This window comes from Streptomyces sp. NPDC051243 (genome assembly GCF_044455405.1).
Classification (GTDB): Bacteria; Actinomycetota; Actinomycetes; order Streptomycetales; family Streptomycetaceae; genus Streptomyces.
The window spans coordinates 189933-210128 of record NZ_JBITES010000001.1 but is presented as its reverse complement, the minus strand read 5'-3'; the positions used below and the strand labels follow the sequence as shown (position 1 = coordinate 210128).

General features: G+C 70.5%; 17 protein-coding genes. 15 read left to right on the top strand and 2 right to left on the bottom strand.

Annotated features, from left to right (window positions below):
• Positions 1-281 precede the first annotated feature (281 nt).
• From ACIBAG_RS00940 to ACIBAG_RS00925, 4 genes are read left to right on the top strand one after another with little or no spacing between them, the layout of a single operon-like run.
• Positions 282-1550 carry an aspartate aminotransferase family protein gene (locus ACIBAG_RS00940; protein WP_399099470.1) on the top strand — a complete coding sequence of 423 codons (1269 nt, stop codon included), beginning with the start codon at positions 282-284 and terminating at the stop codon, positions 1548-1550.
• On the top strand, positions 1547-4459 hold the full coding sequence (locus tag ACIBAG_RS00935) for an FAD-binding and (Fe-S)-binding domain-containing protein (RefSeq protein ID WP_399099468.1): 2913 nt from the start codon (positions 1547-1549) through the stop codon (positions 4457-4459). Before ACIBAG_RS00940 ends, ACIBAG_RS00935 begins: the two co-directional genes overlap by 4 nt.
• On the top strand, positions 4456-5895 hold the full coding sequence (locus ACIBAG_RS00930) for an NAD-dependent succinate-semialdehyde dehydrogenase (protein WP_399099466.1): 1440 nt from the start codon (positions 4456-4458) through the stop codon (positions 5893-5895). The genes ACIBAG_RS00935 and ACIBAG_RS00930 overlap by 4 nt, the downstream gene beginning before the upstream one ends.
• A gap of 52 nt (positions 5896-5947) precedes the next feature.
• On the top strand, positions 5948-6373 hold the full coding sequence (locus tag ACIBAG_RS00925; RefSeq protein WP_399099464.1) for a cupin domain-containing protein: 426 nt from the start codon (positions 5948-5950) through the stop codon (positions 6371-6373).
• A 39-nt stretch (positions 6374-6412) separates the two neighbouring features.
• On the opposite strand, the gene ACIBAG_RS00920 is transcribed toward ACIBAG_RS00925, so the two are convergent.
• Positions 6413-7156: an IclR family transcriptional regulator gene (locus tag ACIBAG_RS00920; protein WP_399100533.1), complete on the bottom strand. Its 744-nt coding sequence runs from the start codon at positions 7154-7156 to the stop codon at positions 6413-6415.
• 256 nt (positions 7157-7412) lie between these two features.
• Positions 7413-8159 carry an IclR family transcriptional regulator gene (locus tag ACIBAG_RS00915; protein ID WP_399100531.1) on the bottom strand — a complete coding sequence of 249 codons (747 nt, stop codon included), beginning with the start codon at positions 8157-8159 and terminating at the stop codon, positions 7413-7415.
• Between the two features lie 285 nt (positions 8160-8444).
• Between ACIBAG_RS00915 and solA the strand changes: the two genes are divergently transcribed.
• The 11 genes from solA to ACIBAG_RS00860 all read left to right on the top strand — a co-directional run bounded on the left by solA (position 8445) and on the right by ACIBAG_RS00860 (position 20186).
• Positions 8445-9584 (top strand): N-methyl-L-tryptophan oxidase, encoded by a 1140-nt coding sequence (gene solA / locus ACIBAG_RS00910; protein WP_399099462.1) that lies wholly within the window; start codon positions 8445-8447, stop codon positions 9582-9584.
• Complete coding sequence (locus ACIBAG_RS00905) at positions 9581-10648, top strand: succinylglutamate desuccinylase/aspartoacylase family protein (RefSeq protein WP_399099460.1); 1068 nt, start codon at positions 9581-9583, stop codon at positions 10646-10648. Before solA ends, ACIBAG_RS00905 begins: the two co-directional genes overlap by 4 nt.
• Positions 10649-10727: 79 nt before the next feature.
• Positions 10728-11834: an extracellular solute-binding protein gene (locus tag ACIBAG_RS00900; protein WP_399099458.1), complete on the top strand. Its 1107-nt coding sequence runs from the start codon at positions 10728-10730 to the stop codon at positions 11832-11834.
• Positions 11827-12963 (top strand): ABC transporter ATP-binding protein, encoded by a 1137-nt coding sequence (locus ACIBAG_RS00895; protein ID WP_399099456.1) that lies wholly within the window; start codon positions 11827-11829, stop codon positions 12961-12963. The genes ACIBAG_RS00900 and ACIBAG_RS00895 overlap by 8 nt, the downstream gene beginning before the upstream one ends.
• Before the next feature lie 3 nt (positions 12964-12966).
• Complete coding sequence (locus tag ACIBAG_RS00890) at positions 12967-13863, top strand: ABC transporter permease (protein ID WP_399099454.1); 897 nt, start codon at positions 12967-12969, stop codon at positions 13861-13863.
• Positions 13860-14726, top strand: coding sequence for an ABC transporter permease (locus ACIBAG_RS00885; protein ID WP_399099452.1), 867 nt, complete (start codon positions 13860-13862; stop codon positions 14724-14726). The genes ACIBAG_RS00890 and ACIBAG_RS00885 overlap by 4 nt, the downstream gene beginning before the upstream one ends.
• Positions 14723-16105, top strand: a complete 1383-nt coding sequence (locus ACIBAG_RS00880; RefSeq protein WP_399099450.1) for an aminotransferase class III-fold pyridoxal phosphate-dependent enzyme — start codon at positions 14723-14725, stop codon at positions 16103-16105. The genes ACIBAG_RS00885 and ACIBAG_RS00880 overlap by 4 nt, the downstream gene beginning before the upstream one ends.
• A 23-nt stretch (positions 16106-16128) precedes the next feature.
• Entirely contained in the window at positions 16129-17082 is a 954-nt protein-coding gene (locus ACIBAG_RS00875) for a succinylglutamate desuccinylase/aspartoacylase family protein (protein ID WP_399099448.1), read from the top strand.
• Positions 17079-18539, top strand: a complete 1461-nt coding sequence (locus tag ACIBAG_RS00870; RefSeq protein WP_399099444.1) for an aldehyde dehydrogenase family protein — start codon at positions 17079-17081, stop codon at positions 18537-18539. The genes ACIBAG_RS00875 and ACIBAG_RS00870 overlap by 4 nt, the downstream gene beginning before the upstream one ends.
• Positions 18536-19474: an aldo/keto reductase gene (locus ACIBAG_RS00865; RefSeq protein ID WP_399099442.1), complete on the top strand. Its 939-nt coding sequence runs from the start codon at positions 18536-18538 to the stop codon at positions 19472-19474. Before ACIBAG_RS00870 ends, ACIBAG_RS00865 begins: the two co-directional genes overlap by 4 nt.
• Before the next feature lie 46 nt (positions 19475-19520).
• The gene (locus ACIBAG_RS00860) at positions 19521-20186 is read left to right on the top strand and encodes a haloacid dehalogenase type II (protein ID WP_399099440.1); all 666 of its coding nucleotides are present in this window, start codon (positions 19521-19523) and stop codon (positions 20184-20186) included.
• Positions 20187-20196: the final 10 nt, after the last annotated feature.

Below are 20196 nucleotides of genomic sequence, written 5' to 3'. Positions count from 1 at the left end.
CCGGTGAAGCCACGAGCTTGGGGAAGTGCCCCGTCACTCTGACAAGCGTCGCTGACCTGCGCAAGAGCCCGGAGACGGCAGCTGCGAGGCGGAGGGGCGGGGGTGAGGGCCCGGCACGCCTGACACAACGTCCGGATACCGCGTCCCGGCCGGACAGATCGCGCGTTGGCGCGGCCCCGGTCCCCCGAGATGCTCGTCAGACCGCAGCAGAACACCAGCACAACCACAGCAGAACCGACGCAGAACCGCAGCAGACCGAACACCGAGGCCGGGAGACGAACATGACCGCACTGTCGCCGCACCTTCGCCAGGCCACGCCCGTGGTGGCGGCCCGGGGCGAGGGCGTCCACCTCTTCGACCAGGACGGCCGCCGCTACCTCGACTTCACCGCCGGCATCGGCGTCACCAGCACCGGGCACTGCCACCCCAAGGTCGTCGCGGCGGCGCAGGAGCAGGTGGGCACGCTGATCCACGGCCAGTACACGACGGTCATGCACCAGCCGCTGCGCCGCCTGGTCGACAAGCTCGGCGAGGTGTTGCCGGCCGGCCTGGACAGCCTGTTCTTCACCAACTCCGGCAGCGAGGCGGTGGAGGCCGCGCTGCGGCTGGCCCGCCAGGCCACCGGCCGCCCGAACGTCGTCGTCTGCCACGGCGGCTTCCACGGCCGTACGGTCGCCGCCGCCTCCATGACGACCTCCGGCACCCGCTTCCGCTCCGGCTTCTCCCCGCTGATGAGCGGTGTCGTCGTCACCCCCTTCCCGTCGGCCTACCGCTACGGCTGGGACGAGGAGACCGCGACCCGCTTCGCCCTGAAGGAACTGGACTACACGCTCCAGACGATCTCCTCGCCCGCCGACACGGCCGCGATCATCGTCGAGCCGGTCCTCGGCGAGGGCGGCTACGTCCCCGCGAACCGGGCCTTCATGGAGGGCCTGCGGGAGCGGGCGGACCGCCACGGATTCCTCCTCATCCTCGACGAGGTGCAGACGGGCGTCGGCCGCACCGGCCGCTTCTGGGGCCACGACCACTTCGGCGTCACACCCGACATCCTCGTCACCGCCAAGGGCCTGGCCAGCGGGTTCCCGCTGTCCGGGATCGCCGCCTCCGAGGAGCTGATGAGCAAGGCGTGGCCCGGTTCGCAGGGCGGCACGTACGGCGCCAACGCCGTCGCCTGCGCCGCGGCCTGCGCCACCCTGGACGTCGTACGCGACGAGAAGCTCGTCGAGAACGCCGAGGCGATGGGCAAGCGGCTGCGCCAGGGCCTGGAGGCGGTGGCCGACCGGACGCCGGGCATCGGCGACGTGCGCGGCCTCGGCCTCATGCTCGCCACCGAGTTCGTCACCGAGGACGGCAGCCCCGACCCCGAGACCGCCGCCCGCGTGCAGCGTGCCGCCGTCGACGAGGGCCTGCTCCTGCTGCTGTGCGGTGCCTGGAACCAGGTCGTACGCATGATCCCGGCGCTCGTCATCGACGAGACGGCGGTGGACGAGGGCCTCCAGGCGTGGGCGACCGCCGTCGAGGCCGGCACCTCGGGAGCGGCAGGGCGATGACGGACACCGCCACGGCCCTGGAGGCGCTGGTCGCGCGGCTCGCCGAGACCGCGCCCGGCCTGCGGGTGGAGACCGGCCCCGGCTCCACCGGCCTCTACGCCTACGACGCCTCCAACTACCGGGTCCCGCCGAGGGCCGTGGTCTTTCCCCGCAGCGCCGACGACGTCGTCGCGGTGCTGCGGGCCTGCCGCGAGGCAGGTGTTCCCGTCACCGCGCGCGGCGGCGGCACCAGCATGGCGGGCAACGCGGTCGGGCCGGGCGTCGTCCTGGACTTCTCGCGGTACATGAACCAGATCCTGCACATCGACCCGCAGGAACGCACCGCACGCGTCGAGGCCGGAGTGATCCTGGACGCGCTGCGCAGCGCGACCGCACTGCACGGACTCACCTTCGGCCCCGACCCGTCCTCGCACAGCCGCTGCACCCTCGGCGGCATGATCGGCAATGACGCCTGCGGCAACCGGTCGGTGCGGCACGGGCGCACGAGCAGCCACATCGAGGAGCTGGAGATCGTGACGGCCGACGGCGTGCGGGCCGTCGCCGACCGCACCGGCCTGCGCGCCGCCGACCCGAACGACACGGACGCGGTCGAGCGGGTCGCCCGCCTCGAAGCGGACGTACGCCGCCTGATCGAGGCCGATCTGGCGCCGATCCGCACCGAACTGGGCCGTATTCCGCGTCAGGTCTCCGGCTACCAGCTGCACCACCTGCTGCCCGAGCACGGCTTCGACATGGCTCGCGCCCTGGTGGGCACCGAGGGCTCCTGTGCGGTCGTCACCGCGGCGACGGTCCGCCTGGTGGCGACCGCACAGGCTTCCACCCTCCTCACCCTCGGGTACGACGACGTCGTCGACGCCGCCGAGGACGTGCCCGAGATCCTCCGCTGGAATCCCACCGCCGTGGAGGGCATGGACGAGGCGATCGTCGCCACCATGCGGGCCCGGCGCGGTCCGGACTCCGTCACCGGGCTGCCGGAAGGGCGCGCCTGGCTGTATGTCGAGCTCGACGGCGACGACCAGGCGGCCGTCGACGCCCGCGCCGACGAATTGCTGGACGTACTCAAGGCCCGTGGCCGGATGACCGGTGGGCGGGTCGTGCACAGCCCGGCCGAACGGCGCTCGCTGTGGCGGGTCCGTGAGGACGGGGCAGGGCTCGCCGCCCGACTCGTCGACGGCGGGGAGTCCTGGCCCGGCTGGGAGGACGCGGCGGTCGCGCCCGAGCACCTGGCCGCCTACCTGCGCGGCTTCCGCAAGCTGCTGGCCGCCCACGGGCTGACCGGCGTGCTGTACGGGCACTTCGGCGCGGGCTGCGTCCACGTACGAATCGACTTCGACCTCGCCACGGACTCGGGGCGGGCCGCCACCCGCCGGTTCCTCTCCGAAGCCGCCGCCCTGGTCGTCGAGCACGGCGGAACCCTGTCGGGCGAACACGGCGACGGGCGGGCCCGCGGCGAGCTGCTGGAGGTCATGTACAGCCACCGCATGATCCGGGCGTTCGCCGCCTTCAAGGAGATCTTCGACCCCGCGGGTCTGCTCAACCCCGGCGTCATCGTGGCCCCGGCCCGCCTCGATGCCGACCTGGCGCTGCACACGTCCTCTGACGTGTTGCCCGTCGAGACCCTGTTCTCCTTCCCGCACGACGAGGACGGCTTCGCGGGCGCCGTACGCCGCTGTGTCGGGGTCGGCCGCTGCCGTAGCGACGCGGGTGGCGTGATGTGCCCGAGCTACCGGGCCACGGGGGAGGAGAACGACTCGACCCGTGGCCGGGCCCGTCTGCTCCAGGAGATGGTGCGGGGCGGGACCGTCCAGGACGGCTGGCGCTCCACGGAGGTGCGTGACGCCCTCGACCTGTGCCTGTCCTGCAAGGCCTGCTCCAGCGACTGTCCGGTAGGCGTCGACATGGCCACGTACAAGGCGGAGTTCCTGCACCAGCACTACAAGGGGAGGATCCGGCCCCGCTCCCACTACTCGCTGGGCTGGCTGCCCCTGACGTCCAAGCTCGCCGGATACGCGGCCCGCCCGGTGAACGCGCTGCTGCGCGGCCCCCTCGGAAAGCTGCTCGCGCGCCTGGGCGGCGTGACCACGAAGCGCCGGATCCCCGCCTTCGCCTCCCGGCGCTCGCTGCGCCGGGCCGTGCGCACGGCAACGACCGGCGAACCGGCCAAGACGCTGCTGTTCGTCGACAGTTTCACCCGCGCCTTCCGCCCCGAGGTCGCCGGAGCGGCCGGCCGCGTACTCGCCGACGCAGGCCTCCCCTGCACGGCGGAGGAGGATCTGTGCTGTGGCCTGACCTGGGTGAGCACCGGACAGTTGTCCCGCGCGCGCCGCATCATGGCCCGCACGGTCGACCGCCTGGACAACGGCGACGACCTGCCCATCGTCGTGGCCGAACCCAGCTGCGCCGCAGCGCTCAAGCGTGACGTGCCCGAACTCCTCGGCACCGACGCCGCCCGGCGCGTCGCGGCCCGGGTCCACACCCTCACCGGGGCCCTGATCGATCTCGCCGCCCCCGGCTGGACGCCACCGGAGTTGCCGGACAACGTCGTCCTGCAGACCCACTGCCACGAGTACGCCACCTTCAAGGGTCGCCACCCTCGCGACCTTCTCAGCCGCCTCGGCGTACGCCAGGTCGACGAGGCCGAGGGGTGCTGCGGACTCGCCGGGAACTTCGGCTTCGAGGCACAGCACTACGACACCTCGATGGCCGTCGCCGACCTGGCCCTGAAGCCGCGCCTCGACGACATCGACACCGTCGACGGGGCCACGCCGACGGTCGTCGTGGCCGACGGCTTCAGCTGCGCCACCCAGATCGACCACCTCGCCGGAGACCGGGGCATCCGCGCCCTGCACCTGGCGGAACTGCTCGACCCCGCCGCCGACCGACCCGGACAACCAGGAGAGAACTCATGACCGACACACCCACGCAGTTGTTCATCGGCGGTGCCTGGGTGGACGCCGCGGACGGCGCCACCATGCCCGTCGACGACCCCGCCACCGGCGAGATCCTCTGCCACGTCGCCGACGCCGGCCCCAAGGACGCGAAGCTCGCCGAGGAAGCGGCCGTGCAGGCGCAGGAGGAGTGGGCACGTACGGCGCCCCGGGTGCGCAGCGAGATCCTGCGCCGCGCCTACGAGATCATCGTCGAGCGCACCGACGAGCTCGCCCACCTGATGACGGCCGAGATGGGCAAGCCGCTCGCCGAGGCCAGGGGAGAGGTCGCGTACGCGGCCGAGTTCTTCCGGTGGTTCTCCGAGGAGGCCGTCCGTATCGACGGTGGCCTCGCCACCCTGCCGGACGGCCGCAACCGCATGCTGCTCTCCCGCCGCCCGGTCGGCCCCTGTCTGCTGATCACCCCGTGGAACTTCCCGCTGGCCATGGGCACCCGCAAGATCGGCCCGGCCGTCGCGGCCGGCTGCACGATGGTGCTCAAGCCCGCCCCGCAGACCCCTCTCTCCAGCCTTGCTCTCGCCGCGATCCTCAAGGAGGCCGGGCTGCCGGACGGCGTGCTGAACGTCGTCACCACCTCCCGTGCGGGGGAGGTCTGCGAACCGCTCCTGCGCGGCGGGCGGATTCGCAAGCTCTCCTTCACCGGCTCCACGGCCGTCGGGCAGCTGCTCCTCGCCCAGAGCGCGGAGGCTGTCGTACGGACCTCGATGGAGCTGGGCGGCAACGCGCCGTTCATCGTCTTCGAGGACGCCGACCTGGACAAGGCCGTGGACGGCGCGATGGTCGCCAAGATGCGCAACATGGGCGAGGCCTGCACGGCCGCCAACCGCTTCTTCGTGCACCGGTCGGTGGCGCAGGAGTTCGGACGGCGGCTGGCCGAGCGTATGGGCGAGCTGGTCGTCGGTCCGGGCACCCGGGACGGCGTCGACGTCGGCCCCCTGATCGACCGGAGGGGCCGCGCCAAGGTGGAGGAGCTGGTCGCCGACGCGGTGGAGCGTGGGGCGCAGGTGCTCGTAGGAGGCCGTACACCCGAAGGCCCCGGCTGCTTCTACCCGCCGACCGTGCTGGCCGACGTCGATCCCGGCAGTCGCCTGATGGACACGGAGATCTTCGGCCCGGTCGCCGCGATCCTCACCTTCGACGACGAGGACGAGGTGATCCGCCGGGCCAACGACACGCCCTGGGGCCTGGTCGGCTACGTCTTCACCGAGGGCCTCGACCGTGCCCTGCGGGTGAGCGAGCGGCTGGAGGTGGGCATGGTGGGGCTGAACACGGGTCTTGTATCCAACCCGGCCGCACCCTTCGGCGGCGTCAAGCAGTCCGGGCTCGGCCGCGAGGGCGGCCGGGTGGGGATCGACGAGTTCCTGGAGTACCAGTACCTCGCGGTGCCCGTGCGATGACGGCGGTCATGCCCTGACCGCACCGCAGCACGCACCGTGACGGGCCTCACCCGTGCCCGGCTTTCCACGCCGCCGGGCGCGGGTGGACGGCCATCGATTTCTCGACGCCAAGGAAAGAAAGAACATGTCGTTCCTGAAGACCATCGACACCGACCCCTCGTTCGCGCCGCACAAGTCCGGCCCGCTCCCGGAGCGTCTGGTTTCCGGCGACCCCGCGTTCATGACCTGGCCCCAGGACATCGCCCGCGGGGAGATGATCCATACGGGAGTCTGGGAGGCGACGCCCGGCGAGACCCGCTCGATCAAGGGCGAGACGTTCGAGTTCTGCCACATCCTCGCCGGCATCGTCGAACTCACCCCGGAAGGTGGCGAGCCGGTGGTCTACAAGGGGGGCGACAGCTTTGTCATGAAGCCGGGCTTCGTCGGCGTCTGGAAGACCATCGAAACCGTGCGCAAGATCTACGTGATCGTGAAGTGATGCATCAGCCGGAGTGAGGAGCGGGAGCCGGGACCGTCGTCAGGCCGGGTGCCGGGCGGTGATCTCCGCGGCCGTCTCGGCGACCAGCCGGCCCAGCTCGGGCAGCCGTCCGGGCTCGAAGCGGGAGTCGGGCAGGGAGACGGCCACGGCGGCCAACGGTGTTCCCTCACCGTCGAGCACGGGTGCCGCGATCGCGCAGACACCCTGCAGGTACTGGTTGTGGTTGACGGCGTAGCCACGCTCTCTCACGCGGCGGAGCTCGGCGCGCAGTTGCCCCGGGTCGGTGATGGTCTCCTCGCCGTAACCCTCCAGCGGCCCCGCGGTGACCTCTTCTATGTCGGACTTGCCCAGATGGGCCAGGACGGCGTTCCCGGCGGCGGTGGCGTGCAGGGGTGAGGTGTCGCCGATGGCGTGGAAGGTGCGTACGGCGTGGTCGCAGTCGACGCGGTCGACGACGACCATGCCGTGCAGGGCGTCCGGTACCGAAAGGTGGATGGTCTCGTTGAGCGCGTCGCGGAGCCGGATCATGGGTTCACGGGCGGCGGCGAACAGGCTGGAGCCCTGTAGGGCTGCGGGGCGTACGGCCAGGACGCGGGCGCCGACCTCCCAGCGGGTGGTGTCCTTGCGGTTGGCGCGCAGCCAGCCCGCCTCGTTGAGGGTGACCAGGGTGCGCTGCACGGTGGACTTCGGGAGCCCGAAGATCCTCGTCAACTCCCCGACAGTCACGGGTTGGTGTCGGGCGACTGCCTCCAGAACCCGTAGCGACCTGATGACGCTCTTCATTTCCATTCGATGCCCCCTCAGACCTGCGGATTCGTGGTTCTCAACTTCCTGGCTCCGGTCACGGACTCACGGTCATGATCCGTGCCGGATTCCAGCATAGCGTGCCACAATACGGCATGCGGCGGGGTTCGGTCGATCAGTGGACCGGCTGGGCGCAGGGCGGACGCTGCCGTGACTCAAGACTGAGGGCCGGCTCGCGCGCTCACGCGTGCGAGGCCGGCCCTCGGTCGACGGCTTGCGGGCCGTCGTCTTGCGTTCAGGCGCCCATGCGGCGCCGTGAGATCTCCGCGGCCGTGTCGGCGACGAGGCGGCCCCACTTGGGTGTCTGTTCACCGTCGTAGCGCGCCTCGGGCATGGAGACGGCCACGGCTGCCAGCGGGGTGCCGTCCTCGTCGAGCACGGCGGCGGCGACGGCGCAGACGCCCGGCCGGTACTGGTTGCGGTTGACCGCGTAGCCGTCGGTGCGGATCCGGTCCAGCTCGGCGCGCAGCTCGTCGGGCTCGACAGGGGTCGTGTCGCTGAACCGCTCCAGCCCCGCCGCGATGAGGTCGTCGACGTCCCGCCTCGGAAGGTGGGCGAGAACGGCGCGCCCGACGGCCGTGGCGTGCAGAGGTGAGGTGTCGCCGATCGTGTGGAAGGTGCGCACGGGGTGGTCGCAGTCGACGCGGTCCACCACGACCATGCACTGCAGGGCATCCGGTACCGACAGGTGGATGGTCTCGTTCACCGCGTCCCGAAGGCGAACCATGGGTTCACGGGCGGCGGCGAACAGGCTGGAGCCCTGCAGGGCTGCGGGGCGCACGGCCAGCACGCGGGCGCCGATCTCCCAGCGGGTGGTGTCCTTGCGGTTGGCGCGCAGCCAGCCGGCCTCCGCCAGCGTGACCAGGGTGCGCTGCACGGTGGACTTCGGCAGTCCGAAGAGCTTCGTCAACTCCCCTACGGTCACGGGCTGATGCTGGGCGACCGCCTCCAGGATGCGCAGCGACCTGGTGACGCTCTTCATTTCCATCCGGTTTCCCCCTGTTAATCCTTCAAATTTCTGCCGTACACCCTCTTGACTCCCCTCTGAAGCCACTGTCATTCTCTGTGCCAGATTCTAGCACAGCATTCCACATAGTGGCACGGCCCTTCGGAGAGATCCCCCGGAAGTGAGCCGGACTGCGAGAACGCGGCGGTTGCGAGCCGCAGGTCCACGAGGAGGGCCTGGCTCCCGCCCAAATCGTCTCGAATCGAACATCCTCACGTCGAAGGCCCAGCATGCGCCTCGGCGATACGAAAGGAAAGTCCTGTGTCAGCTGCCAGGAAGCGCGTCGCGGTGGTCGGCGTCGGAACGATGGGCAGCCAGGCCGCCTGGCGGCTGGCGGCCCGCGGCGCCGAGGTCGTCGGCTACGACCGCTACGCACCCGGCCACGACCGCAGTGCCGCCGGCGGCGAGTCCCGGATCTTCCGCAGCGCCCATTTCGAGGACTCCCGGTACGTTCCGCTCCTCAAGCACGCCGACGCCCTGTGGGAGCAGCTCCAGCAGGAGACCGGCCGCGAGCTGCGCCGTCTGACCGGATGCCTGCTGATGGGGCCGACCGAGCACCAGCAGATGGCCACCGTCCTCCAGTCCATCGCCGAGCACGACCTCGACCACGAGGTGCTGGACGCCGAGGCGCTCGCCAAGCGCTTCCCGCAGTACCGCATCGAGGACGGCGACGCGGCCGTCCTCGACCGCCGCGCCGGATTCATCCGCCCGGAGCTGACCATCCAGACCGCCGCCCGCCGCGCCGAGCAACTGGGCGCCGTCATCCACCGCTACAGCACGGTCCGCGAGATCGTCCCCGTCGCGGGCGGCGTGGAGATCCGCACCGACTCCGGCAGCGAGCGCTTCGACACCGCCGTCGTCACGCCCGGCCCCTGGGTCAACGACCTGCTGCCCGACCTGCCGTGGGAGGTGGAAGTCCGCCGCCTCGTCAGCGCCTGGTACGTGCCCACCGCCCCCGACGCCTGGTTCGGCGAGGAGCGCCCGGCGTTCATCCGCACGGCACCCACCCACTGCTACGGCCTGCCCTCCCCGGACGGCATCTCGGTCAAGCTCGGACTGTCCCGCGCGCTGCACCGGCTCGCCGACGACCCCAACCAACTGGACCGCACCGTGCGGCCGGACGAACTGGAGATCTTCTCCGAGCTGATCGGGCGCTACCTGCCCGACCTTCACCCGGACCCCACCCGCCTCTCGGTCTACATGGAGGGCTACACCGAGAGCAGCCGCCCACTGGTCGGCCCGCTGCCCGGCGCCGAGAACGTCATCCTGCTCGCCGGATTCTCCGGCCACGGCTTCAAACTCTCGCCCGCCTTCGGCGATATCGCCGCGGACCTCGCGCTGGACGGCGCCTCGCCCCAGCCCATCGACTTCCTCTCCACCGTCGGCCGTACGGAGGCATGACCGTGCAGGACACCACCCTCTCCGTCGGCTCCCTGGCGGCCCGGCCCGGCACCAAGGCCCGCGGCACCGTCCAGGCCGACCTCGGCACCCTCACCGCGGACATCCCGGTGACCCTGGTCAACGGAGCCCGCCCGGGTCCCCGGGTCGTCATCACCGCCGGCGTGCACGGCGGCGAGTTCACACCCATCGAAGCGGCCGTGCGCCTGGCAGACCTGCTGGAGCCCGGCGAGGTGAGCGGGCAGGTGATCATCTGTCCGGTCGCCAACCCGCCCGCCGTGTACCAGGGCCGGCTCAACATCTCCCCGGTCGACGGCGTGAACCTCAACCGTGTCTTCCCCGGCGACCCGGTCGGCGGCCCCACCGAACGGCTGGCCGCCTGGCTCTTCACCCACCTCGTCGACGGCGCCGATGTCTACATCGACCTGCACTGCGGGGGCATCGACCAGGTCCTGCGGGACTTCGTCGGCTACCGCCTCACCGGTGACCCCGACCTGGACAAGGCGACGGCCGAACTGGCAGGCTCCTTCGGCATCGAGGACGTCATCCTCGGGCTGACGCCCGAGGGCGGCAACAGCCACGCGGCCGCCGCCCGCCGGGGCGTCTCGGCGGTCCTCGTCGAGGTGGGCCAGCTCGGCCGGCGGGACGAGGCCACCGCCCTCCGCCGCGTCGACGGCCTGCTGAAGGCACTTCGCCATCTGGGCGTCCTCGACCAGGACGACTCCGCTCCGGCGCCGATCCGCGAGTGGGTCTGGTCCGCCGGCGTCACCGCCGCGGCCACCGGCCTGTGGTACCCGGAGTTCTCCTTCGACGCCGCCGTCATCGGCGAAGTCGCCGAGGGCGACCTCCTCGGCCGCATCGTCGACCCGACCGACGGCACGGAGCACACCGTCCACGCCCCGGCCGACGGCCGGATCTTCTACGGCATGCACGGCCTCACCGTCGCCCCCGGCACCGAACTCGCCGCCCTCGCCGTCCCGTGGGACCCCGACACGGCCGCGCGGGCCGACACCCTCCGGGCCCCCGGTCTTGGCGCCGGATCCGACGAGGCGGGCCCCCGCCCCTAGACCCCCATTCCAGCCGCCCCCCATTCCACGTCCCCAGCCGCTCCCCTTCTCACGGCCAGCACCACCCAGGAGGCACACGATGAAAGATGCCCGAATAGACCGCAGACTGTTCCTGCGAGGAATAGGCGGGATCACTGCGGGTGTCGCCGCCGCGACCACCCTCTCCGCCTGCGGCACCGGCACCAGCCGGTCCGGCGCCGACAGCGGTGGCAAGGGCGGCAAGACGGTGGTCGTCCGCGACAGTGGCGGTTCCTACGGGGCTGCGCTGCAGAAGGCGATCTATACGCCGTTCACGCAGGAGACCGGTATCCAGGTGAAGGTGCTGAACCTGGATGACGCTCCGCTGCTGGCGCAGATCAAGCAGGGTCGGCCGCAGTGCGATCTCATCAACAACTCGATGATGTCGCACACCAAGTACGTCAAGCAGGACGCGCTGGAGGCGCTGGACCTCGACCGGGTCAAGAGCGTGAAGAGCGCGAAGATCCCCGAGAACCAGATCACCGAGCATGCCGTCGGCAGCAGCTTCTACGGCGCCTGTATGGCATACCGCACGGATGCTTTCGGGGGTAAGAAGCCGGAGTCGTGGGCGGACTTCTGGGACACCGGGGCGTTCCAGGGCGGCCGGTCGATGTGCAATCCGGACGGTGACCTGCCGGAGCTGGAGTTCGCGCTGCTGGCCGATGGCGTCCCGATGGACAAGCTGTACCCGCTGGATGTGGACCGTGCCTTCAAGGTGCTGACCCAGCTGCGGGGCGACATCAAGAAGTTCTGGGACAGCGGCCCGCTCCCCGGTGTGCTGCTCAGCCGCCAGGAAGTGACCATGTCCACCGTGTGGGACGGTCGTATCGCGGACCTGGAGAAGCAGGGTGTCCCGGTCACCAGGCAGCTGAACGGCATGCGCCGGCAGTTCCAGGGCTATGCCATCGCCAAGGGCGCGGCCAACATAGACGCCGCCTACCGGCTGATGGACTTCTCGCTGCGGGCGGAGAGCCAGGCCAACCTGGCCAAGGCGTTCCCGTCGAACCCGTCGTCCCCGCTGGCTTACGCGAAGCTCACCGAGGACGAGCGCAACGCGCTGGCGGGTGCGCCGAAGTACTACGACAAGGGCTTCGACACGGACATCGACTGGTGGCTGAAGAACGAATCGGCCGTCACCAAGCGCTGGTTGGAGTGGGCTCGTGGCTGAATTCGGTGTCGCCGCACCGTCGGTGAAGGTGGCCGGCAACAAGCCGGCCACCACGACCGGCAAGTCGCTGTCGGTAGTGGCATTGCGTAAGACGTACGGGGACGTGGTCGCCGTCGACGAGGCGTCGATGGAGATCGCGGCGGGGGAGTTCGTCACTTTCCTCGGTTCCTCGGGGTCGGGCAAGACCACGACGTTGATGATGATCGCCGGGTTCTGCGAACCCGACTCCGGCACCATCACCGTCGGGGACCGTGACGTGACGCGTCTTGCCCCGCAGAAGCGAAACCTCGGCTTCGTCTTCCAGCAGTACCTGCTCTTCCCGCACATGACCGTGAGCGAGAACGTCGCCTTCCCGCTCACACTGCGCGGAGTGCCGAAGGACGAGATCCGCCGTCGGGTGGGGGAGACGCTGGAGATCGCCGGCCTGTCCGGGTTCGGCGGCCGCAAGCCGCGTGAGCTGTCCGGTGGTCAGCAGCAGCGCGTCGCCCTGTGCCGGGCCCTGGTCTACCGCCCCCCGGTCATCCTCATGGACGAGCCGCTGGGCGCCCTGGACAAGAAGCTCCGCGACCAGCTTCAGGTGGAGATCAAGACCATCCAGCAGGAACTCGGCCTGACCGTCATCTATGTGACGCACGATCAGGAAGAAGCGCTGGTCATGTCGGACCGTATCGCGGTGATGCGCAACGGCCTGATCGAGCAGTTCGACACCCCGAGGGAGCTGTTCGAGCGGCCCAAGACACCGTTCGTCGCGGACTTCCTCGGCGCGGCGAACTTCCTGCCCGGCCGTATCGACAAGCATGACGGCGAGCACACCCTGGTCCGCCTCGACAGTGGTGGTCTCATCAAGGCCCGCCGTCACCAGCTGGCTCCCGGCACACAGGTGAAGGTCGCGGTGCAGCCGGGCCGGCTGCGGGCCAGTGCCACCGACGACGGCTTCTGTACCGGCACGGTCGAAACCGCCACCTACGTCGGCACCCTCGTCCGCGCCGGCGTGCGCATCGACGGCGGTCAGGCGCCGCTGCTGCGCCTGGAAGTACCCGCAGGCCGCGGCCCCGTCGCCGGCGAGCGGGTCGGCCTCACCGCCGACCCCGAGGACGTCAACCTCTTCGCCGACGAACAGGCGGGGTGAGCCATGGCCGCCACCCTCACCGCCAACGCTCCCGCCCGCCCCCGCAAACTCCTCGCCTCGCGCCGGACCCGGGTCGGGATCCTGTACGCGCTGCCGGTCGTCGTCTATCTGCTGGTGCTGTTCGTCTACCCGATCTTCTCCACGCTGCTGCTCAGCCTGAAGGACGCCGACGGCTCCTTCACCCTGCACTGGTACGCCGACGCCCTCACCGGCGTCAACCTCTCCGTGCTGTTCACCACGCTGCGGATCTCCGCCGAAACAGCAGTGCTGAGCCTGGTCTTCGGGTTCGTCCTGGCCCAGGCGATCACCCGGCTCAAGCCCATCCTCGCCGGCCTGGCGATGCTGGTCGTGGTCGTCCCGCACTTCGTCAGCGCCCTGGTGCGCACCTACGGCTGGATCATCATGCTCGGTGACAAGGGCCTGGTGAACGAGTCCCTGGCCGCGATGTCGGTTCCCGGAGCGCCGTTCCAGCTGCTCTACAACGAACTTGGCGTGGTCATCGGTACCACCTCGATGATGCTCCCCTACACCGTGCTGCTGCTGTACGGCGTGATGCGCGGAGTGGACCGCCGCCTGCTCGCCGCAGCCGCGAGCATGGGCGCGGGCCGAGTGACCATCTTCCGGCGGGTGTATCTGCCGCTGGTCGCCCCCGGGCTGGCCAGTGCTGGACTGCTCAGTTTCATCCTCTCGCTGGGCTACTACATCACCCCGGCCCTGATGGGCGGCCCCAACCAGACGATGATCGCCACCCTCATCAACCAGCAGGTCACCAAGGAGAACCAGTGGAACGGGGCGGCCGCGCAGGGCGTGATCCTGCTGGTCCTCACCCTCGCCGGACTGCTCCTGGTGAAGGTTGTCACCTCGCTCGGCGCCAGCCGTAGGAGGAGGAACGGATCATGATGGAGCTGCGCAAGACCCTCACCGGCCGTATCGCCCTGACGGCCATCGCCACCGTGATCCTGCTGTTCCTGGCGCTGCCGATCGTCGTCATCCTCGTCACCTCCTTCAGCAACAACGCCTTCGCTTCTTTCCCCCCGGAGGCGTGGACGCTGAACTGGTACAAGGCCCTGTTCGCCGACGGCAGCAAATGGCCCGCCGCGCTCACCCTGAGCGCTCTGGTCGCCGCGCTGAGCACCGTCTTCTCCCTCATCATCGGGGTGACCGCGGCGACCGCCCTGGTCCGCAGCGAACTCCCGCTGCGTTCGGCGGTCTTCGCCCTGGTCCTGGGCCCGCTGGTCATCCCGCAGATCGTCACCGCACTCGGCCTGTTCCTCCTCTTCGAACCCGCCGCGATGCTGGGCAGCCCGATCGCCATCGCCCTCGGCCACACGGTGCTGGCCTCGCCGATCGCGGTGCTGATCCTGATCGCGACCCTGCGCGGGATCGACGAACGCCTCGAGGACGCCGCGGCCAGCATGGGCGCCGGCCGGCTGACGATCGCCCGGAAGATCACCTTCCCCCTGGCCGCGCCCGGCATGATCGCAGCGGCGATCTTCTCCTTCATCACCAGCTTCGACGAGTTCTACATCTCCCAGTTCCTCTCCTCCGTCGACACCGTCACCCTGCCCGTGCAGGTCTACAACTCGCTCACCTTCGAGATCGACCCCAGCGTGACAGCGGTCAGCGCGATCCTCATCGCCTTCGCGATCCTCGCCCTCGGCATCGTCGCCCTGGTCCGCTGGCTCGGCTCCGGACGGCAGGACTCCCTGCTCTCGGTCGAGAACACCGTCGGCGTCGCCAACCCCGGAGGCGAGGCCGTATGACCACCGCCGCCGCTCAGCTGACCGCGGCCACCGCTCAGCGGCACCTACTGCTGCACATGACCGCCAACGGATCGCTCGGCGACGAGGGCGAAGAGCTCCTCGTCGTCCAGCGAGGGGAGGGCGCGTACGTCGACGACGCGGACGGCAACCGCTACATCGACGGTCTGTCAGGGCTGTACTGCTGCCAGCTCGGCTACTCCTACGGCCCGGAGTTCGCAGAGGCAGCCGAACGGCAATTGCGCGAGCTGTGCTACAGCCCGCTGTGGACCGGCTCCGCGCACCCCTCGGCCATCGAACTCGCCGAGCGGCTCTCCCGGATCGCTCCCGTCGACATCGAGCACACGTTCTTCTCGAGCGGCGGCGCCGAAGCCGTCGAGACGGCCTGGAAGCTCGCCCGCAGCTACCACGCCCTGCGCGGTGAGCCGGGCCGCACCAAGGCGATCGCCCGGCGCGGCGCCTACCACGGGCTGACCATCGGCACGCTGTCGTTCAACGACGACCCCGGGCTGACGGAGCCGTACGGCCCGCCGGCGATCAACACCAGGTTCGTGTCCAACACCAACCGCCTCGGCCTCGCACCGGAGTTCGCGGACGACGAGGTGTACACGGCATGGCTGCTCGCGGAGTTGGAGGCCGCGATCCTGACCGAGGGCCCGGAGACGATCGCCATGCTGATCGCCGAGCCGGTGCAGAACCGGGGCGGCTGCATCACCCCGCCCCAGGGTTACTGGCAGGGGTTGCGGGCGCTGGCCGACCGGTACGGCTTCCTGCTCGTCGCCGACGAGGTCATCACGGCCTTCGGCCGGATCGGCGAGTGGTTCGGCGGTGACCGCTACGGCGCCCGCCCGGACATGGTCACCGTCGCCAAGGGCATCACCGCCGGATACGCCCCCCTGGGCGCGACGCTGGTCGGCACCAAGGTCACCGAGGTCATCAACCGGCCCGGCGCGGTCCTCAACCACGGCTACACCTTCGCCGGGCACCCGCTGAGCACGGCCATCGCCCTGCGCAACCTGGACATCATGGAGCGGGACCGCATCCTGGACAACGTCCGCGGCCTCCAGGGCGACCTGGCGAGGCGCATGGCGGCGCTCAAGGACCTGCCGATCGTCGGCGACGTCCGCGGCACCGGGTTCTTCTACTCCTGCGAACTCGTCGGCGATCTCGACGACGGCGCTTTCAGCGCCAAGGCCCGAACCGAACTGATCGGCGACCTGATCCCGCGTCGGCTGCGCGAGGCCGGCCTGCTGGCCCGCGTCTACAACCGCTCCGCGCCTCTGGTCCAGATCGCGCCCCCGCTGATCAGCGACCGCGCCGTCCTCGACCGTATCGCCGCGATCATCGCGGGCGTCCTCGCCGAGGCATCGGCCCGCATCTGATCCACCTCTTGGAAAGGATCCACATGTACTCCATCGGTCCGCTGACCGTCGCCCCCGGCGAGCGCGCCCAGGGCCTGATCCCGGTCGGCACCAGCAGCTACGGCGTGGAGCTCGGCATTCCGCTGATCGTCGTCAACGGCGTCCAGGACGGCCCGGTCCTGTGTGTGGACGCGGGCGTCCACGGTGACGAGTACGACGGTCAGGAGGCCATCCGCCGCGTGCTCGCCGAGATCGACCCGGCCACCCTGCGCGGCACCGTCGTCGGCATCCCCTGCCTGAACACCCCCGCCTTCGAGGCCGCCGCCCGCGCCAGCGGCATCGACCACCTCAACCTCAACCGCATCTTCCCGGGCGACGCGGAGGGCTCGTACTCGCAGCGCCTGGCCGCCACCTTCGTCGAGCAGGTCGTCCCCGCCGTCGACGCCGTGGTCGATCTGCACACCGGTGGCGCCTACGGCGAGATCGCCCCGCTGGTCATCCTCCAGGGCGGCTACGAGGACCTGGCGACGGACCTGGCCCTCGCCGCCGGGCACGAGCTGGTCTGGAAGGGCGGCAAGTGGGGCGGCACGGTCCGCCACCCCGTCCTCGAAGCCGGCAAGCCCGCCATCACCATCGAGTGCGGCGGCGCCACGTACCGCGAGGCGAACGTCGAGCACCACATGAACTCGATCCGCAACATCCTGCGCAGCCTCGGCATGATCGACGGCGAGGCGAAGCTGCGGGACACCTACACGACCGTCTCCGGCACCTTCGCCCGCTCCGCCTCCGGTGGCTTCTTCGTCGCCCGCGCCGAGCCGGGGGAGACGTGCAAGGAAGGCGACCTGATCGCCACCATCACCGACCACTACGGCAACACGCTGGAGGAGGTCCTCGCCCCGCAGGAGGGCATCGTGCTCTGGGTCCGCCGGATCCGCACGGTCCGCCCCGGCGACGAGGTTGTCATCTTCGGCGAGGTGCTGGGGGAGATCAAGCCATGATTGACGAAGTCCAGCTGACCGAGCTGCTGATCGGCGGTAAGCACGTCCCCGCCGCCGACGGCCGCACCTTCACCGTCCTCGACCCGTCGAACGGCACGGCCATCGCCCGGGTGGCGCTGGGCGGCAAGGCCGATGTGGACCAGGCGGTGGCGGCGGCCCGCGCGGCCTTCACGGCACCCGAGTGGGCGCGGATGCGCGCCGCCGACCGGGGCCGGATCCTGTACCGGATCGCCGAGGCCATCCGCTACCAGGGCGAACGGCTGGCCCGCCTGGAGAGCCAGGACGTCGGCAAGCCGCTGCGCCAGGCGAAGGCCGATGTCGAGGCGGCCGCCCGCTACTTCGAGTTCTACGCGGGCGTCGCCGACAAGCTCGGCGGTTCGACGATCCCGCTCGGCCCCGGCCTGCTCGACTACACCGTCCGTGAGCCGATCGGCGTCTCCGGCCACATCATCCCCTTCAACTACCCCCTCCAGAACACCGGGAGGGGCTCTGCCCCGGCGCTCGCCGCCGGCTGCACGGTGGTGCTCAAGCCGTCTCCCGAGGCGCCGCTCACCCCGCTGGAGATCGGCAGGATCGCCCTGGAGTGCGGTCTTCCGCCGGGCGTCCTCAACGTGGTCCCCGGTGACGGAGAGACCGGCGCGGCCCTCGCCGGGCACCCGGACATCGACCAGGTCACCTTCACGGGTTCGGTGCCGACCGGCATCAAGGTCGCCCAGGCCGCCGCCGCCAACGTGGTGCCCTCGGTCACGGAACTTGGCGGCAAGTCGCCGGTCGTCGTCTTCGCGGACGCCGACTTCGACCTGGCGCTCGGGGCCGTCGCCGCCTCCGCGTTCGGCAACGCCGGGCAGACCTGCTCGGCCGGCACCCGGCTGCTCCTCCAGCGCGGCGCCGAGGAGTTCCTGGACAAGCTCGTCGCGCACGCCGCGTCCCTGCGCATCGGCCCGGGTCTCACCGACCCGGACGTCGGCCCGCTGGTCGCCGCACGGCAGCGGGACAGGGTCCTCGGCTACCTGGAGCTGGCACGGGAGGAGGGCGCCGTGGCACGGGCCGGGGGAGGTGCTCCCTCGGACCCCGAGCTGGCCGACGGCTACTACGTCGAGCCGACCGTCCTCACCGGGCTCGACAACCAGGCCCGTTGCGCCCGCGAGGAGATCTTCGGTCCCGTCGTCACGGTCATCGAGTTCGACGACGCGGACGAGGCGCTGGAGATCGCCAACGACAGCCCGTACGGCCTCGCCTCGTACGTGTGGACCCGCGACATCGACAAGGCGATGCGTATGGCCGAGGGCATCCGGGCCGGCCAGGTCTATGTCAACGCCACCGGCGTCGGCACGGGCGTAGAGCTCCCCTTCGGTGGCTACAAGCACAGCGGCTGGGGACGGGAGAAGGGCCTCGAAGGCCTGGCCAGCTACCTGCAGACCAAGAACGTCTGCATCGGGTTCGGCAACCGGTCATGAGATACCGCACGCTCGGCGAGCGCGGTCCGGCCGTCTCGGTGGTCGGCGTGGGCGGCAACAACTTCGGCAGCCGTCTCGACGAGGACGGCACGAAGGCCGTCGTCCACGCCGCCCTCGACGCGGGGATCACCCTGTTCGACACCGCCGACATGTACGGCGGGTCCGGTGAGCGGGGTGGCTCGCGCGGCGACGGCGAACGCCTGCTGGGCGGTGCCCTCAAGGGTCACCGCGACGACATCGTGCTCGCCACCAAGTTCGGCATGGAGATGGACCGGGATGCCGACCTGTACGGTCCGCGCGGATCCCGCGCCTACATCCGGTACGCGGTGGAGGCGTCACTACGCCGGCTCGGCACCGACCGGATCGACCTGTACCAGTACCACGAACCGGACGGCGTCACGCCGTTGGAGGAGACGGTCGCCGCGCTCCAGGAGCTGGTCGACGAAGGCAAGATCCGCTACCTCGGCTGCTCCAACCTCCCGGCCGAGCAGGTCACGGACGCCTTCGTGTCCACCCAGGCGCGCTACCACCTGCTCGACCGCGGTGCGGAACGGGACCTCATCCCGGCCTGCCTGCACCACGGCCTCGGCCTGCTGCCGTACTACCCGCTGGCCAACGGCCTGCTCAGCGGCAAGTACCGCCGCGGCGAGGAGCCCCCGCCCGGCAGCCGCCTGTCCTGGCGTCAGGGCTGGCTCACCGACGCGGCCCTCGACAGGGTCGAGGCGCTCACCGCATACGGCGCCGACCGCGGACTGACCCTCCTCCAGGTCGCGGTCGGCGCACTGGCGGCCTTCTCCGCCGTCGGCTCCGTCATCTGCGGAGCCATGACCCCCGAACAGGTCACCGCCAACGCGGCGGCGGCCGACTGGATACCAAGTCCGGCCGACCTGGCCGCGCTTGACGCGATCGTCGCCCCCGGCGAACGCGTCGTCTGAAGCCCCCACCCCCTCTGAGAACCGCGAGAGAGCAAGGCTGGACACCATGCGAGAGATCGTCACCTTCGACGCCTATGCGACCCTGATCAACTTCGAGCTCGGCCCGACGACCCTGAAGGTCCTCGAGGACCGGCTCGATCTGGACAACCTGGATGTCGACGAGTTCCTCGACGACTTCCGCGTCATGCGCTTCCAGGCTGTCCTGGAGGCCTACCGCCCCTACCACGAGATCCTGCACTCCAGCCTGCGCAACGCCATGCGGCTGCACGGCCTGGAGTACCGCGAGACCGACGGCGAGGCCCTCGTGGACGCCGTCCCCACCTTCGGCCCCTTCCCGGAGGTCCCGGAGGCACTGCGGAAGCTGAAGACCAAGTACGAGATCGCGATCATCTCCAACTCCGACGACAACCTGATCGCGCGGAACGTCAAGAACATCGGTGTCGAGTTCGACTACGTCATCACCGCCCAGCAGGCCGGCGCCTACAAGCCGGACCGCCAGGCCTTCAAGCACGCCCACCGCACCATGGGTGTCGAGGCGTCGCAGGTCATCCACGTCGCCCAGGGCTGGGAGTACGACCACATCCCGACCCGCGACCTGGGTCTGAAGCGCCGGGTGTGGATCAACCGCTACGGCCGCAAGGGCAGCGCCGACTACCAGCCGTACGACGAGCTGCCCGACCTGTCGGGCCTGCCGAAGCTGCTCGGCTGCTGACCAACGGCAC

Coding starts and splice junctions, on each gene's coding strand:
- ACIBAG_RS00880 (WP_399099450.1), top strand. CDS start 14,723: ATGACCACCGCCGCCGCTCAGCTGACCGCGGCCACCGCTCAGCGGCAC.
- ACIBAG_RS00935 (WP_399099468.1), top strand. CDS start 1,547: ATGACGGACACCGCCACGGCCCTGGAGGCGCTGGTCGCGCGGCTCGCC.
- ACIBAG_RS00865 (WP_399099442.1), top strand. CDS start 18,536: ATGAGATACCGCACGCTCGGCGAGCGCGGTCCGGCCGTCTCGGTGGTC.
- ACIBAG_RS00930 (WP_399099466.1), top strand. CDS start 4,456: ATGACCGACACACCCACGCAGTTGTTCATCGGCGGTGCCTGGGTGGAC.
- ACIBAG_RS00885 (WP_399099452.1), top strand. CDS start 13,860: ATGATGGAGCTGCGCAAGACCCTCACCGGCCGTATCGCCCTGACGGCC.
- ACIBAG_RS00870 (WP_399099444.1), top strand. CDS start 17,079: ATGATTGACGAAGTCCAGCTGACCGAGCTGCTGATCGGCGGTAAGCAC.
- ACIBAG_RS00900 (WP_399099458.1), top strand. CDS start 10,728: ATGAAAGATGCCCGAATAGACCGCAGACTGTTCCTGCGAGGAATAGGC.
- ACIBAG_RS00860 (WP_399099440.1), top strand. CDS start 19,521: ATGCGAGAGATCGTCACCTTCGACGCCTATGCGACCCTGATCAACTTC.
- ACIBAG_RS00915 (WP_399100531.1), bottom strand. CDS start 8,159: ATGAAGAGCGTCACCAGGTCGCTGCGCATCCTGGAGGCGGTCGCCCAG.
- ACIBAG_RS00905 (WP_399099460.1), top strand. CDS start 9,581: ATGACCGTGCAGGACACCACCCTCTCCGTCGGCTCCCTGGCGGCCCGG.
- ACIBAG_RS00920 (WP_399100533.1), bottom strand. CDS start 7,156: ATGAAGAGCGTCATCAGGTCGCTACGGGTTCTGGAGGCAGTCGCCCGA.
- ACIBAG_RS00875 (WP_399099448.1), top strand. CDS start 16,129: ATGTACTCCATCGGTCCGCTGACCGTCGCCCCCGGCGAGCGCGCCCAG.
- ACIBAG_RS00940 (WP_399099470.1), top strand. CDS start 282: ATGACCGCACTGTCGCCGCACCTTCGCCAGGCCACGCCCGTGGTGGCG.
- ACIBAG_RS00890 (WP_399099454.1), top strand. CDS start 12,967: ATGGCCGCCACCCTCACCGCCAACGCTCCCGCCCGCCCCCGCAAACTC.